General features: G+C 69.4%; 8 protein-coding genes and 3 pseudogenes. 2 read left to right on the top strand and 9 right to left on the bottom strand.

All coding sequences use genetic code 11. The features are described 5' to 3' along the window. Nucleotide 1: 1 nt before the first annotated feature. From kdpB to kdpF, 3 genes are read right to left on the bottom strand one after another with little or no spacing between them, the layout of a single operon-like run. Nucleotides 2-2,104, bottom strand: a complete 2,103-nt coding sequence (kdpB, locus tag ACFY61_RS23460) for a potassium-transporting ATPase subunit KdpB (RefSeq protein WP_389474779.1) — start codon at nucleotides 2,102-2,104, stop codon at nucleotides 2-4. Continuing rightward, a complete protein-coding gene (gene kdpA / locus ACFY61_RS23455) occupies nucleotides 2,101-3,804 on the bottom strand; it encodes a potassium-transporting ATPase subunit KdpA (protein ID WP_389474778.1) in 1,704 nt (567 codons plus the stop codon). The genes kdpB and kdpA overlap by 4 nt, the downstream gene beginning before the upstream one ends. A gap of 4 nt (nucleotides 3,805-3,808) precedes the next feature. Next, entirely contained in the window at nucleotides 3,809-3,898 is a 90-nt protein-coding gene (kdpF, locus tag ACFY61_RS23450; RefSeq protein ID WP_389474777.1) for a K(+)-transporting ATPase subunit F, read from the bottom strand. A 337-nt stretch (nucleotides 3,899-4,235) separates the two neighbouring features. Here kdpF and ACFY61_RS23445 point away from each other — a divergent pair. Continuing rightward, a pseudogene (locus ACFY61_RS23445) lies at nucleotides 4,236-5,070 on the top strand (amino acid permease); the annotation flags it as partial. Between the two features lie 171 nt (nucleotides 5,071-5,241). Here the strand turns inward: ACFY61_RS23445 and ACFY61_RS23440 are convergent. From ACFY61_RS23440 to ACFY61_RS23425, 4 genes and pseudogenes are all read right to left on the bottom strand, one after another. Further along, entirely contained in the window at nucleotides 5,242-6,288 is a 1,047-nt protein-coding gene (locus ACFY61_RS23440; RefSeq protein WP_389474776.1) for a magnesium and cobalt transport protein CorA, read from the bottom strand. Nucleotides 6,289-6,496: 208 nt separating this feature from the next. Then, nucleotides 6,497-6,682 (bottom strand): annotated as a pseudogene (locus ACFY61_RS23435) (CorA family divalent cation transporter); the annotation flags it as partial. A 164-nt stretch (nucleotides 6,683-6,846) separates the two neighbouring features. Continuing rightward, nucleotides 6,847-8,448 carry a WD40 repeat domain-containing protein gene (locus tag ACFY61_RS23430; RefSeq protein ID WP_389474774.1) on the bottom strand — a complete coding sequence of 534 codons (1,602 nt, stop codon included), beginning with the start codon at nucleotides 8,446-8,448 and terminating at the stop codon, nucleotides 6,847-6,849. Between the two features lie 5 nt (nucleotides 8,449-8,453). Beyond that, nucleotides 8,454-8,978: pseudogene (locus ACFY61_RS23425) on the bottom strand (WD40 repeat domain-containing protein); the annotation flags it as partial. Between the two features lie 263 nt (nucleotides 8,979-9,241). Here ACFY61_RS23425 and ACFY61_RS23420 point away from each other — a divergent pair. Next, nucleotides 9,242-9,679: an NUDIX domain-containing protein gene (locus ACFY61_RS23420; RefSeq protein WP_389474772.1), complete on the top strand. Its 438-nt coding sequence runs from the start codon at nucleotides 9,242-9,244 to the stop codon at nucleotides 9,677-9,679. Between the two features lie 148 nt (nucleotides 9,680-9,827). Here ACFY61_RS23420 and ACFY61_RS23415 read toward each other — a convergent pair whose 3' ends face one another. Both ACFY61_RS23415 and ACFY61_RS23410 read right to left on the bottom strand, forming a co-directional pair. Then, entirely contained in the window at nucleotides 9,828-12,455 is a 2,628-nt protein-coding gene (locus ACFY61_RS23415) for an RICIN domain-containing protein (RefSeq protein WP_389474770.1), read from the bottom strand. A 41-nt stretch (nucleotides 12,456-12,496) separates the two neighbouring features. Then, entirely contained in the window at nucleotides 12,497-14,923 is a 2,427-nt protein-coding gene (locus tag ACFY61_RS23410) for a non-reducing end alpha-L-arabinofuranosidase family hydrolase (protein WP_389474768.1), read from the bottom strand. Nucleotides 14,924-14,977 lie beyond the last annotated feature (54 nt).

Genomic DNA, 14,977 nt, shown 5'->3' with positions numbered 1-14,977 from the left:
ATCAGCCGATTCCGGGGATGAGGGAGATGAGGAGGTCGATGAGCTTGATGCCGATGAACGGGGCGACGAGGCCGCCGAGTCCGTAGAGGCCGAGGTTGCGGCGCAGCATCCTGTCGGCGCTGGTCGGCCGGTACTGCACGCCCTTCAGGGCGAGCGGCACCAGGGCGACGATGATCAGCGCGTTGAAGATGACGGCGGACAGGATCGCCGACTCGGGGGAGGCCAAGCCCATGATGTTGAGCTTGTCCAGGCCCGGGTAGACCACGGCGAACATGGCCGGGATGATCGCGAAGTACTTCGCCACGTCGTTGGCGATGGAGAAGGTCGTCAGCGCACCGCGGGTGATCAGCAGCTGCTTGCCGATCTCCACGATCTCGATCAGCTTGGTCGGGTCGGAGTCCAGGTCCACCATGTTCCCGGCCTCCTTGGCGGCCGAGGTGCCGGTGTTCATGGCCACACCGACGTCCGCCTGGGCCAGTGCCGGGGCGTCGTTGGTCCCGTCACCGGTCATCGCGACCAGCTTCCCGCCCGCCTGCTCCCGCTTGATGAGGGCCATCTTGTCTTCGGGGGTGGCCTCGGCGAGGAAGTCGTCGACCCCGGCCTCCTCCGCGATCGCCTTGGCCGTCAGCGGGTTGTCACCCGTGATCATGACCGTCTTGATGCCCATGCGGCGCAGCTCGTCGAACCGCTCCCGCATGCCTTCCTTCACGACGTCCTTGAGGTGGATCACACCCAGGACTCGGGCGCCCTTCTCGTCCTCTACGGCGACGAGCAGCGGTGTACCGCCGGCCTCGGAAATCCGGTCGGTCAGTGTCTGCGCGTCCTCGGAGACGCTGCCGCCCTGCTCCTTCACCCATGCCACGACCGATCCGGTCGCGCCCTTGCGGATCTTCTTGCCGTCGACGTCGACGCCCGACATGCGGGTCTGGGCGGTGAACGCGATCCACTCTGCGTGCGAGAGCTCGCCCTGGTGGCGCTCGCGCAGCCCGTACTTCTCCTTCGCCAGCACGACGACGGAGCGGCCCTCGGGGGTTTCGTCGGCGAGGGAGGAGAGCTGGGCGGCCTCGGCGACCTCGGCCTGGGTGGTGCCCCTGACGGGTAGGAACTCGGCGGCCTGGCGGTTGCCGAGGGTGATGGTGCCGGTCTTGTCGAGCAGCAGCGTCGACACGTCGCCGGCCGCCTCGACGGCGCGGCCCGACATGGCCAGCACATTGCGCTGGACCAGGCGGTCCATGCCGGCGATGCCGATCGCGGACAGCAGCGCGCCGATCGTCGTGGGGATCAGGCAGACCAGAAGCGCGGTGAGCACGATCATCGACTGCTTGGCGCCCGCGTAGATCGCGAACGGCTGCAAGGTGACCACGGCCAGCAGGAAGACGATCGTCAGGGACGCCAGCAGGATGTCGAGGGCGATCTCGTTCGGCGTCTTCTGGCGGGCCGCGCCCTCGACCAGGTTGATCATCCGGTCGATGAACGTCTCGCCCGGCTTCGTCGTGATCTTGACGACGATCCGGTCCGAGAGCACCTTCGTACCGCCGGTGACGGCGCTGCGGTCGCCGCCCGACTCCCGGATGACGGGAGCGGACTCGCCGGTGATGGCCGACTCGTCCACCGAGGCGACGCCCTCGACGACGTCACCGTCGCCGGGGATGACGTCGCCGGCCTCGCAGACCACGAGGTCGCCGATGCGGAGCTCTGTACCCGGTACGGACTCCTCGCCGCCGTCCTGGGCCAGCCGGCGGGCCACCGTGCCGGTCTTCGCCTTCCGCAGGGTGTCCGCCTGCGCCTTGCCCCGGCCCTCGGCCACGGCCTCCGCGAGGTTCGCGAAGATCGTGGTCAGCCACAGCCAGGCGGTGATCGCCCAGCCGAACCAGTCCGTCGGATCCTTGAGCGCCAGCACGGTGGTGACCACCGAGCCGACGAGCACCACGAACATGACCGGCGACTTGATCATGATCCGCGGGTCGAGCTTGCGGATCGCGTCCGGGAAGGACTTCAGCAGCTGCCTGGGGTCGAACAGGCCGCCGCCCACGCGTCCGCCAGCCGGTTCGTGACCGGTGGGCACGTCCTGGTGCGGAGCCCTCGTGGGAGTGACGGTGCTCATGATGCGAGCCCTTCGGCGAGCGGACCCAGCGCCAGGGCCGGGAAGTAGGTCAGTCCGGTGACGATGAGGATCGTGCCGACGAGCAGGCCCGCGTAGAGCGGCTTGTCGGTACGCAGGGTGCCCGCCGTCTCGGGCACCGGCTTCTGCTCGGCGAGCGAGCCGGCCAGCGCCAGCACGAACACCATGGGCAGGAACCTGCCCAACAGCATGGCGATGCCGATCGTGCTGTTGAACCACTGCGTGTCGGCGTTCAGGCCGGCGAAGGCCGAGCCGTTGTTGTTGGCGCCGGAGGTGTAGGCGTAGAGGATCTCCGAGAAGCCGTGCGCGCCGGAGTTCGTCATGGAGTTCGCCGGAGTGTCCAGCGCCATCGCGGCCGCGGTGAAGCCGAGCACCAGGGCGGGGGTGATCAGGATGTAGCAGGCCGCGAACTTGATCTCGCGGGTGCCGATCTTCCTGCCCAGGTACTCGGGGGTGCGGCCGACCATCAGGCCGGCGATGAACACCGCGATGATCGCCATGATCAGCATGCCGTAGAGGCCGGATCCCACACCGCCGGGCGCGATCTCGCCGAGCTGCATGCCCAGCAGCTGGATCCCGCCGCCCAGCCCCGTGTACGAGGAGTGGAAGGAGTTGACCGCACCGGTCGAGGTAAGTGTCGTCGCCACGGAGAAGATCGCCGAGGCTCCGATGCCGAAGCGAGTCTCCTTGCCCTCCATCGCCCCGCCCGCGACCTCGAAGGCCGGACCGTGGTGAGCGAACTCCGTCCACATCATCAGCGCGGTGAATCCGAGCCAGATGGTGGCCGCCGTCGCGAGGATCGCGTAACCCTGGCGCAGGTTCCCGACCATCCGGCCGAAGGTCCGGGTCAGGGAGAACGGGATCACCAGGATCAGGAAGACCTCGAAGAGGTTCGAGAACGGGTTGGGGTTCTCGAAGGGGTGCGCGGAGTTGGCGTTGAAGTAGCCGCCGCCGTTGGTACCCAGCTCCTTGATGACCTCCTGCGAGGCGACCGCGCCACCGTTCCACTGCTGCGTGCCACCCGTGAACTGACCGACCTCGTGGATCCCGGCGAAGTTCTGGATCGCACCGCAGGCGACCAGGATGATCGCGCCGATCACCGCGAGGGGCAGCAGGATCCGGACGGTGCCGCGCACCAGGTCCGCCCAGAAGTTGCCCAGCTCACCCGTACGCACGGGGGTCCCCCCTGCTCGAGCGGAGCCGAGGGCTCGGGGGAGGGCGAAGCCCCGTACCAGCGCCACCGCGACGGCCATGCCGACCGCGGCCGAGACGAAGTTCTGCACCGCCAGGCCGCCGGTCTGCACGACGTGGCCCATGGCCTGCTCGCCGTAGTACGACTGCCAGTTGGTGTTGGCCACGAAGGAGGCCGCGGTGTTGAAGGCCTGGTCCGGGTCGATCGAGGCGAAGCCGAGCGAGCCGGGCAGGCTGCCCTGCAGGCGCTGCAGGGCGTAGAGGAAGAGGACGCTCACAGCAGAGAAGCCCAGGACGCCGCGCAGGTAGGCGGGCCAGCGCATCTCGGTGGCGGGGTCGGCGCCGATGGCCTTGTAGATCCACTTCTCCGGCTTGTAGTGCTTCTCGGAGGAGTAGACCCGCGCCATGTGGTCGCCCAGCGGGCGGTACACGAGAGCGAGGGCGGCGATCAGAGCGAGGAGCTGGAGCACGCCAGCGAGTTGGGCACTCATCTGCTCAGAACCTATCCGGCTTGACGAGGGCGAGGACGAGGTAACCCAGCAGGGCGACGGCGACCGCGAGGCCGACGATGTTCTCGACGGTCACAGCTTCGCCACCCCTCGGGCGATGAGTGCCACCAGCGCGAAGACCGCGACCGTGGTGACGACGAAGGCCAGATCGGCCATCGTGAGCTCCTGGAATGAAGTGATGAGATGGATTCGGCCGTCTGGCCGGAGCCCATCTCACCCCCTCGGCTCCCCCGCGTTAGGCCACCTTGACGAGGTCCATACGGAAGCCCGGGCAGCTTTAACGGAGCTCTGACGCCGAGGCGGCGGTATCCGTCTCCACCGTTCGCCGGCGAGCATTCGGCGGTGCCGACGCCTGGCGTATGGAGGGCGTGAAGAGTGGCCTGGCGTGCGTATGGAGGCCGTCAAGGGTGCTGGTGACCAAACGGGACCTCGGTCGGCGGACGAGCCTGGTGGCCGCGGCCTCGCTGATCCTCGACTACGTGCTCAACGTGGCCGTCTCGGTCACCGCCGGTGTCGCCGCGCTGACCTCGGCCTTCCCCGGGCTGTACGGCGAGCGGGGGTGGATCTGCCTGGGCGTCCTGGCCCTGGTCACCGCCGTGAACCTGCGCGGGGTCGCGGACTCGGCCAAGGCATTCCTGGTGCCGACCGCACTGTCCGTCGGCTCGATACTCGCCATGATCACGGTCGGCCTGTTCCGGGACGCACCGGTCAGCACCGCCTCCGCCGCCGGGCACGCCTCCGCCCTCGGCGAGGGCGCCACCACCGTCGGCGCCCTGCTGCTGCTGAAGGCGTTCGCCGCCGGCTGCTCCGCGCTGACCGGTGTCGAGGCCGTCGCCAACGCCGTGCCCTCCTTCCGCGCCCCTGCCGTCCGCCGCGCCCGACGCACGAGGTGGCCCTCGGTGCCCTGCTCGGCATCATGCTGATCGGCCTGTCGGTGCTGATGAGCCTGCTGGCCCGTGACAACTACCTGCCGCATGTCTTCGCTCTCAAGGCGGACCGCCAGGTGCACCGGCACGGCGTGGTCTGGCTGGCGCTCGTGTCCGCCGCCCTGCTGGTGTTGTCCGGCGGCGACACCAACGCCCTGGTCCCGCTGTTCGCCATCGGTGTGTTCGTCGGCTTCACCATCTGCCAGGTGGGCATGGTCCGGCACTGGCACGCGGAACAGCGGGCGGGATGGCGGGCCAAGGCCGCGCTCAACGGCTTCGGGCGGTGCTGACGGGCGTGTCCGCGGTCGTGGTGACCGCCACCAATGGGCCGCGATCGAGGATCCCTGGAGCGGTCAAGATCACCCCTGCGGACCGGAACGCGCTCGGGCGAGGGCCCGGCCGAACCTTGCCGCCATCTTGACGCGCCAACGGGGACCCCGCCCGCATCGCCCGGTTCCGGCCGACGGGTCGCGGCTGCGGTCCGGCCCCGAAATCACAGCCACTTGTTGCGACGCAGGGCCCGGTAGACGACGGTGCACACAAGGACGATCACAGTCAGCACGCCCGGATAGCCGTAGCGCCAGGTGAGCTCGGGCATGTGGTCGAAGTTCATACCGTACACGCCGACGATCAAGGTCGGGACGGCGATGAGCGCGGCCATGGCGCTGATCTTGCGCATGTCGGCATTCTGCTGGACGCCGAGCTGGGCGATGCTCGCGTTGAGCATGCCCGTGACCAGTTCATCGAACCCGGCGATCATGTCGATGGCACGTTCGTGGTGATCGGCGACGTCACGCAGGTAGGCGGTGACGTCGTCCGGAATCTCGGCCACGCTTCCGGAGCTGAGACGCTGCAGGGGCCCGGTCAACGGCACCACGGCGCGCCTGAACTCCAGCAGTTCGCGCTTGAGCTGGTAGATGCGGCCCGCGTCCACGGGGCGTCCGGGGGAGAAAACCTCGTTCTCCATGGCGTCGATGTCGAACTGGAAGGCATCGGCGACCTCCAGGTAGCGGTCGACGACGTGGTCGGCGACAGCATGCAGGACCGCCGCGGGCCCGTGGCCCAACTGGTTCGGGTCGGACTCCAGCTGCCGACGCACCCCGTCCAGCGGCGGGGCGCTGCCGTGCCGGACGGTGATGGCGAAGCCGGGGCCGGCGAAGACCATGATCTCGCCGGTATCGACGATCTCACTGGTCGCGGTGACCCGCTCGTGGTCGACGTAGACGATGGTCTTCAGGACGAGGAAGAGCGTGTCGCCGTAGCGCTCGAGCTTCGGGCGCTGGTGGGCGTGGACGGCGTCCTCGACGGCGAGGGGGTGCAGGTCGAAAGCGTCCGCGACCTGCTGTATCTGCTCGGCCGTCGGCTCGTACAGGCCGATCCACGCGAACCGCCCGGACCCCGGCTCGATCCGGTCCATGATCTTCTCCAGCCTCACGCGGCCCGGGATCCGCTCGCCACCCTCGTACAGGGCGCAGTCGACCACCGCGGGCGGCAGCGACTGCTGGTACTGCGTGGCCCGTCCCTTGTCCTGCTCCGCCATCGGCTCTCCCTCTCGCTACCGCGAATCGGCCTGTCCCGCGCTGCCGGCCCCTGACCCGCCGGCCGGCGTGCATGCCCGCCTCTATTCGCTCAGGTAGATCCATGCCGTGATGAAGACGATCCAGGCCACCATCACGGCGACGAACAGCGTACGCAGATTCGGTCCCATCGACGGGACCCCCTTTCCCTCGCGGTGGCCGACGGCGGGGTCAGAGCCAGTCGCGGCGTTTGAAGACCACGTACGGACTCAGGCACACGACGCCCATCAGGGCCAGGGCGAAGGGGAAACGCCACACCCAGCCGAGTTCGGCCATGGTCTCGAAGTTCATGCCGTGGATCGTGCCGACCAGGGTCGGGGCGAAGAGGATGGCGGCCCAGGAGGAGATCTTCTTGAAGTCGTCACCCTCACGCCGCTGACCTGCGGAACCGGCAGTGCAGACGATCCGCCTTTCGGGCACTTTCATCGTGCTGCCCGTTTGCACCCCCGATCCTCCGCAGTCGCTCCCCAACGGGGCTTTACCCTCCCCGGATACGGAGGCTGCCCCTGGGGAGAAACGGCCTAGGCGTACAGGGTGACCCGTTCCTTCGTTGCGACGGCGAGTACCGAGGAGTCGTGGGAGAACGCCAGCGAGGCGACGGCCCCGTCATGGGGGACGGGGCCGCCGAGCTGGCCGCCAGTGGCGGCGTCCCACAGGCGCAGGGTCCCGTCGGTGTCACCGGTCGCGAGAGTCCGGCAGTCGGGGGAGAACGCCACCGCCGGAACCGCCCCGGAATGGTCCGCGAGGGGGATGCCGATCGGCTCCCCGGTGGTGGCATCCCACAACCGGACGGTCCCGGCGATGTCACCGGTCGCGAGTAGGCGGCCGTCCGGTGAGAAGGCCAGGGCGAGGGAGCCCGCGCCGATACCGGCGAGCGGAACGTCGATCCATGATCGGCCCACCGTGTCCCACAGCCACGGTGCTCTGCCCGCATCACCGATCGCGAGGTACCGGCCGTCCGGGGAGAAGGCCACGGCATGGAGGGACCTCGTGCGGCGGCCGGAAGGGCCGTTGGCCGGGGCTCCGGTGGCCGTGTCCCACAGCCACACGGTTCCGTCGCGGCCTCCGCCGGCGAGGAGGGTGCCCTTCGGTGAGTACGCCAAGAACGTGATGTCTCCGCCGTGATCGACGAGGGGAGCGCCGATGAGATCGCCGGTGACCGTGTTCCGTAGTCGCACGGTCCCGTCGGCACCGCCGGTGGCGAGGATGACGCCGTCTGGGGAGAACGCCATGGAGAGGACGGCGTTCTCGTGGGTAGGGAGGGGGCCGCGGCGCAGGGTGCGCAGGATGGGGTCCCACAGTTGCACGGCGCCGTCGTCGCTGCCGATCGCGAGGACGTCCGCGGCGAACGCCACCGTGTGGACGTCGGTGTCGTGCAGGAGTCCGCCCAGCTCCAGTGGGTGGCCCGCGTGGAGTCGGCGGTGCAGCATCGCCCGGACGGCGAGGGGCAGCGGTGCGGGCGGCTGCGGGGACGGTGTGCTGTCCGGGGTATCCGGTTTCCGGGGTCGTGCGTGGGAGTCCTCGTACCGGAGCCGTGTGGTCGGCTCTTCCCCGAGCGCCACGGACGCGTCCGTTTCCCCCGGCCGTACGGAGGTGCCCTCTTCCCAGAGTCGTACCTTGGTGTCCTCGCCTCCGGTGACGAGGCGGCGTCCTCCGGGGGAGAACGCCACGGCCCAGACGGGTCCGGTGTGCCCAGTCACGGGATCACCGGTCGGGGTGCGGCCGGTGGCGTCCCAGAACCGGAGCGTGCCGTCCTTGCCCGCCGTGGCGAGCAGAGCGCCATCCGGGGAGAACGCCAGCGCATACACGGATCCGGCGTGGCCAGTGAGCGGTTCGCCGGACCGCGTCCGGGTGGCGACGTCCCAGAAGCGGAGAGTGCCGTCCTTGCCCGCCGTGGCGAGCAGAGTGCCGTCCGGGGAGAACGCCAGAGCGTGCACAGACGCGGTGTGCCCCGCAGGGAGGATGACAGCCTCCGCGCGGGTGGTGAGGTTCCAGAGCCGGACGGCGGTGCCTTCGCCTCCGGTGGCGAGGAGGCGGCCGTCGGGAGAGATCGCGAGGGCCCAGATGGATCCGGCCGGGCCTGTGAGGGCTCGCCGATCTGCGTACCGGTGGCGACGTCCCACAACCGCACGCCGCTGTCGTCGCCCGCGGTGGCGAGAAGACGGCCGTCTGGTGAGAATGACACCGCCCACACGGTGGCCTCGTGACCTTTGAAGGGCACGAGAGCCGGTGGCGGGGCAGCCGTGTCCCACATCAGCACCAGTCCTTCGCGGTTGCCGAAGACGACGCGGTCGCCGTCCGGCGAGAACGCCACCGACAACGCGGCCCCGTCGCTGATGCGTATCTCGCTGATCACCCGTTGCGTGGTGAGGTTCCAGAGCCGCACGGCGCCGTCGCCGCTCGCGGTGACCAGGCGGCCGCCGTCCGGGGAGAACGCCAGGGACACGACGGGTCCGTCGTGTCCGGTGAGGACGTCTCCACGTCTGAAGGAGACCGGACGGGGACCGGACGGCCGAGGCGAGGGCGGCGCCGGGTGGCGGCGAGCCTGCGTACGGAGGGTATTGAGGGACTGCCAGCGGGCGCGCCAAGGGGTGAGTTCCTCGTCGCGCCGTCCGGGCGGCGCGCACTCCTCCCCGTACTCGTCCCAGGACATCACGGCCCGCACCAGCCAGATCAGCTTGTCCAACGAGATGAGACCGCCGGCCGGATCAGGCCTGTGATGACGTGCGCGGTGCGGTGGGCGGGCATCCGCGACCGCGACCGCGACCGCGACCAAGTGCTCCTCTTGGGAGCGGTGGTTGGCTCTCTCCTTTGAGGCGGCCAAAGTACGAATTCCCGGCACTGTGTGGCGCAGGCCCCGTCGACGGCGGCTGGCTGCTCCACTGAGACCGTCAACAAGCAAGGAGACGAACCGAAATGATCGAACGAGTCCGCGCCGTCCTCGTCACCGCCGACGACACGATGCTGGTCATCCGCCGCACCCGGCCCGGCATCCCCGAGTACTGGGTCCTGCCCGGCGGCGGTGTCGAGCCCGGCGACGAGTCCCGGGAGGCCGCCCTCCACCGGGAGATCCACGAGGAGATCGCGGGGAAGGCGGACATCGTCCGCCTTCTCCACACGATGGAGACCGACGACGAACGCCAGCTCTTCTACCTCGCCCGCGTCGCGACCTGGTCCTTCGACGACCGTACCGGCCCCGAGTTCAGTGCTGAAGACCGCGGCGAGTACGCGCTGGAGGAGGTCCCGCTGACCCCGGAAGGGCTCGACGGCATCGACCTCAAGCCCGAAGAGATCGCCCATGTGCTGAGGGGAGCCATCGGCGCCGGAAGCCTCGGGGTCGAGGCGTCGCTCTGAGCCAGCGCGTACGTCGTCCTGCCGCAGGGCCGGCTCTGAGACGAGCCGGTCTGCAGCCTTCCGCAGTCAGCGTGGGGAGCCCGGACGCTTCCTCGGCCGTGGCGGGGCCGCAGGCCGTTGAGCCCGCGGCCCCGCCCCAGCGTCGGGGTCAGGACGGGTCGCCGTACTGGAGGCCGCGTCCGTTGGTGCCGACGTACACGCGGCCGAAGGCGTCGGGGTCGCCCGTGATGACGCCGGTGCCGCCGATGCTGCCCCACTGGTGGGCGTCGTCGTTGACGCGGAGCCAGGTGGCGCCCTTGTCGGTGGAGCGGAAGACGCCGGTGACGTCCTTGACGGTGCCGATCAGGTACAGGGCCTGGTAGGAGGCGCCCGGTGCGGCCTTGCCGAAGCCGATGGCGGAGGCCGACTTCACCGGGGCGAGCCGGGTGAAGGTGCGGCCGCTGTCGGTGGAGTGGAGGAGGCCGTGGGAGCCGCCGGCGATCCACAGGTCGCCTGCTGCTCCGGGGACGGCCTCGAGCCGGCCGTCGGCGGGCAGGTTGGTGGCCCGGGCGCTGAAGGTCGCTCCGCCGTCGGTGCTGGCGTACAGCGTGCCGCCGGCCAGGGAGTAGAACGTCCCGGCCGAGGAGCGGTCGGCGACGACGACGGCGTCGGTGCGCAGGCCGCCCACCTTCGACCAGCTCGCTCCCCTGTCGGTCGAGCGGTACGGGGCCTGGCCGGCCTGCGTCCAGACGATGGCCGAGCCGTCGGCGGAGAGCGCCACCCGGCCGCTGTCGGCGCCGGCCACCGGTTCGGACGCGAAGCCGTTCCAGGTGCGGCCGCCGTCGGTGGAGTAGGCGCCGTCCTGTGCGCCGCCACGGCCGACGCGGACCATGATCGAGGGGTTGGACTGTGCGAAGTCGATGGATGTGCTGTTGGTCATCATCGGGTTCTTCAGTCGCCCGGGGGGCACCTCGGTCAGGGAGTCGTGGTGGAATCCGCCCAGGTCGCCCATGGCCGTGATGACGTGGGCGCCTCCGGGCGGGGCGATCGCGTCCAGCAGGGCGGTCTCCTCCAGCCCACGGGCGCCCACGCTCCAGTGGCTGGTGCCGCCGCTGTCGGAGGCATTGGCGTCCTTGCTGCGCAGGATGCCGCTGCCGGTGCCGTACAGCACGTGCCCTGAGTCGAAGGGATCGATGGCCAGGGCGGTCATCCAGTGCCCGGTGCCGGTACCGACGTAAGGAGCGGCGGAGGCGTCCCGTATCGACTTGTCGGCCAGTGCCTTCCATGTCGTGCCGCCGTCGGTGGTCCGGTAGATCTCGTCCTCCGGCCACCAGCGGCCGAGGGTGGTGACCATCACCGTGGAGGGCTTGCGGGGGTCGACGGCCAGACCGGAGAACCCGTAGTCGCCCTGGGAGGGGGAGATGTTCTTCCAGGTCCCGCCGGCCGGCGTGTGCTTCCACACCGAGCCCCCCGTCACACCGTTGGGTCCGAGGGCGTTGGTGTACGTCAGGTACAGCGAGCCGTCACCGGAGAGCACGCCGTGCTGCGGCATCTGCCCGGTGGGCTGCCCGGGCACGGCCTGCCAGGTGCTGCCGCCGTCGGTGGAGCGGTAGAGGGAGGTGGACCTGTCGGCGACGCCGACGTAGACCGTCTTGCTGCCGGCCGGGCCGTACGTCACGAAGGAGATGCCCGCGCCGCTGCTCGCCCCGTCCTTGACGGGGAACGAGGAGACCTGGCTCCATGTCGTGCCGTGGTCGGTGCTGCGCCACAGGCCGTTCTTGCGCGTGCCCAGCAGGAGGGTGCCGTTGTCCGCGGGGTTGACCGCCAGCCGTTCACCCGCCCCGCGGCCGTCCTCGTTGCCGCCCAGCTTGAAGGGCAGGTCGGTACGCTGGAAGGTGCGTCCGCGGTCCTTGGAGCGGAGGATCGCGCCGTTGCCCGCCCAGTTGTTGGTGTAAGTGCCGGTGGCCAGGTAGAGCCGGTTGGCGTCGACCGGATCGGTGGCCAGCGCGTCGATGCCCAGCAGGTTCCAGTCCTTCTCTCCGAGCCAGTCGGTCAGCGGGATCCACTGCTCGGCCCCGGTGTCCCAGCGGTAGGCACCGCCCATGTCGGTACGCGCGTACAGCAGGCCCTTCTCCCGCGGGTTGAACACGAGCCCGGTGACGTAACCGCCGCCCACCACCTGGGCGTTTCGCCACGTATAGGGTCCGGATCCGGGCGCCTTGGTCTCGGCCGTCCTCACCAGCTTCCACTGCTGGTTGGTGCCGCCGTGGCCGTGGTACTGGATGACTGCCGCACCGTCGGCCGTGGAGCCACCGGAGACGTCCAGGACCTGGCCGCTCCTGCGGGAGGTGAGGACGACGGCGTCGGAACCGCTCACGTCGTCGATCCGCCATTCCTGGGAGGTGGAGGAGCTGTCGGTCTGCTGCTCGGCGGCGGCCGCCTGGGCGGTCGAATCGCCCGCTATGCCCAGCACTTTGCCGCTGTTGCGGTTCACCAGCTCGTAGTAGCCGTGCCCGGTGGGTCGCAGCTTCCACTGCTGGTTGGCGGTGTTCTGGTCGGTCCACTGCTGGATGCGGGTGCCGTCGGCGGTGGAGAAGGCGTTGACGTCCAGCGCCTTGCCGCTGCGTACGGAGACCAGCCGGTAGTAGGCATTGCCGTCGACCGTCGCGGCCTGCGAGTCGTCCTGCACGAACAGGAGGTACGGCACGACGACGGCGGGCGCGCCGAGCAGCAGTCCGGTCCCGGTCCAGCGGCGGCGGTGACGTCCGCGGCGCCCGCTCTTCGTGGGGTTCTTCATGGGGAGTTGTTCTCCTTGCATATCACCGTGGATCGGGCAGGTCAGCGCTGCAGGGTGAGGAGACCCGGCCGGTACGGCAGTCGGTCGTAGGGGCCGCCTACTGAGGGGGACTTGCCCTGGTAGAGGAATCGCAGGTTGCAGGGGTCGATGGTCATGGTCTGGTCCGGGTTGTCGCGGACCAGGTCACCGTGGCTGATGTCGTTGGTCCAGGTGGCACCGCTGTTCGCCTTGCCCGCGAAGGGCTTGCTTTCGCTGCCGGCCTGCGGGGTCCACGAACCGCTCAGGCTGGAGGCCGTGAACGAGCGGAAGTAGCGCGCCTGGTTCGCGCCCTTCGCCTCGACGATCATGAGGTACTGGTTCTGGCCCTGAACCTTGTAGACCTGCGGCGCCTCGAACAGGTTGTCGGGCGTGTCGCTCATGACCGTTGTGTACGAGGAGCCGAAGTTGCCCGGGAAGTTTCCGATCGGCATGCTCGCCCGGTAGATCTTGCCGTTGTCACCGGCGAAGAACAGATACATGTTCCGGTCGTCGGCGATCAGGGTCTGGTCGATCGGGCCGGTGGGGGAATCGGTGCGGGGGATGCTTCCGGTGAACAGCGGCTGCGGCGCGGACCAGCCGTGGGGGTTGGTCGGGTCGCTCGACGTGCGGTAGATGAAGGGCCACGCGCCCCACTGGTACGCCAGCACCCAGATCTTCTTGGGCGCGAAGTAGAACATCGTGGGGGCCACCGCGGCCTGGCTCATCCCGCTCTGGCGGGCCGACGCCATGTCCGACCAGTTCGTGAAGGGCCCGACCATCATCGAGCCGTACGAGGATCCCGAGAAGTGCGACCCGTAGACCAGGTGCTGTCCGTTGTGCGTCACGTGGGTGAAGTCCTTCAGCGAGGCCCACCCGTTCGCCGGCTGCGCCAGCGCACCCGTCGACGTCCACCGGTACGTCGACGGAAGAGCACACGTGCCGCCCGTCGGCGCGGGCGTCGTCGGGGTCGACGTCCCGGACAGGCCCGTCCACTTCTGGTTGCCGCCGGACCAGCAGGAGTGCAGCTGGATCTTGGTGCGGTTGGCGGAGGCCGCGCCGACGGCGTCGAGGCACAGCCCGGACTGGACCCCCGCGATCGTGCCGTCGGTGTTGATGTCCCACTGCTGGCTGACGCCGCCGTTGCAGTCCTCGATGACCACCGCGGTGCCGTTGCTCGTGCGCTTGTCCCTGGCGTCCAGGCACTTCTTGCCGTAGACCTTCAGCTGCTTGCCGGAGGTGTAGGTCCAGCGCTGGTTGGGTCGTCCGTGGCAGTCCCACAGCTGCGCCTGGGTTCCGTTGACAGTGGAGGAACCCTTGATGTCGATGCAGCGACCGGAGGCGACGCCCTTGATCTCGCCGGTGCCGGTCCCGAGGGTGGTACCGGGGGCCGTCTTGAAGGCGTTCACGACAGCGGTGTAGGCGGCCTTGGGGTTGCCGTTGTCGTCGAACAGCAGGGGCTTCTCGCCTCTGCGCCAGGAGTCGCTGTCGCGGATACCCCATACCGTAATGCCGGTACACCGGGCCACGGACAGGCAGGCCTTGACCGTGTTGGCGTAGTGGGTCGGCGACGCCTGGGCGATGTCCAGCTCGGTGATCTGGACGTCGACACCCAGGGCGGCGAAGTTGGACAAGGTGGTCCGGAAGCTGGACGGGGGGCCACCGGTGCCGAAGTGGCTCTGGAAGCCGACGCAGTCGATCGGCACGCCACGCGACCTGAAGTCCTTGACCATGCTGTAGACGCCCTGGGTCTTGGCGTCCGACCAGTTCTCGATGTTGTAGTCGTTGTAGCAGAGCTTGGCGGAGGAGTCGGCCGCCCGGGCGGTGCGGAACGCTTCCTCGATGAAGCCGTTGCCCAGCACGTTCTGGAACACCGAGCTGCGGTGCTGGGTGGAGCCGTCGGCGAAGGCCTCGTTGACCACGTCCCAGGAGTGGATCTTGCCCTTGTAACGGGTCATCAAGGTGGTGATGTGGTTGTTCATCACGCCGCGCAGTGTGTTCGCGTCGCGGATGGAGCTCACCCAGGACGGGAGCTGCGAGTGCCAGACCGCGGTGTGGCCGCGCAGGCGCTGTCCGTGTGCCGAGGCATGGTTGACGATCCGATCGGCGGGGCCGAAGGTGAATGTGCCGCGGGACGGTTCGATGGCGTCCCACTTCATCTCGTTCTCCGGGGTGATCATGTTGAACTCCCGGTCCAGGATGGCGGCGTACCTCGAGTCGCCGAGCCTGCCGGCGGCCACAGCGGTGCCGAAGTACCTGCCCGAGGGCGCCGCCTGCGTGCCCAGGGGTGTTGCGGCCCCCGCAGAGCTGGGGAGGAGCGTCATGACACCGGCCACCAGCGCCGCGGCCGTCAGGCCGATCGTCAATGTCCGGCGACGCCGGCCGCGCCGGTGTGGGATGTGGCGCCGGCCCTGCGTACCGGTCGCGCGGGGGTCGTGGGTATGTCGCGTCATGGGGGAGCCTTCTTCCGGGGATGCGCCGACGGGGAACCGGGGGACCTCCGACGC

This window comes from Streptomyces sp. NPDC012888 (assembly GCF_042900645.1).
GTDB lineage: Bacteria > Actinomycetota > Actinomycetes > Streptomycetales > Streptomycetaceae > Streptomyces.
Note: the sequence above shows the minus strand (reverse complement) of the source record. Positions and strands in the feature narration are given on the sequence as shown.

Excerpts from the sequence above, each read along its gene's own strand:
- kdpB (WP_389474779.1), bottom strand. The coding sequence starts at position 2,104 with ATGAGCACCGTCACTCCCACGAGGGCTCCGCACCAGGACGTGCCCACC.
- kdpA (WP_389474778.1), bottom strand. The coding sequence starts at position 3,804 with ATGAGTGCCCAACTCGCTGGCGTGCTCCAGCTCCTCGCTCTGATCGCC.
- ACFY61_RS23440 (WP_389474776.1), bottom strand. The coding sequence starts at position 6,288 with ATGGCGGAGCAGGACAAGGGACGGGCCACGCAGTACCAGCAGTCGCTG.
- ACFY61_RS23420 (WP_389474772.1), top strand. The coding sequence starts at position 9,242 with ATGATCGAACGAGTCCGCGCCGTCCTCGTCACCGCCGACGACACGATG.
- ACFY61_RS23415 (WP_389474770.1), bottom strand. The coding sequence starts at position 12,455 with ATGAAGAACCCCACGAAGAGCGGGCGCCGCGGACGTCACCGCCGCCGC.
- ACFY61_RS23410 (WP_389474768.1), bottom strand. The coding sequence starts at position 14,923 with ATGACGCGACATACCCACGACCCCCGCGCGACCGGTACGCAGGGCCGG.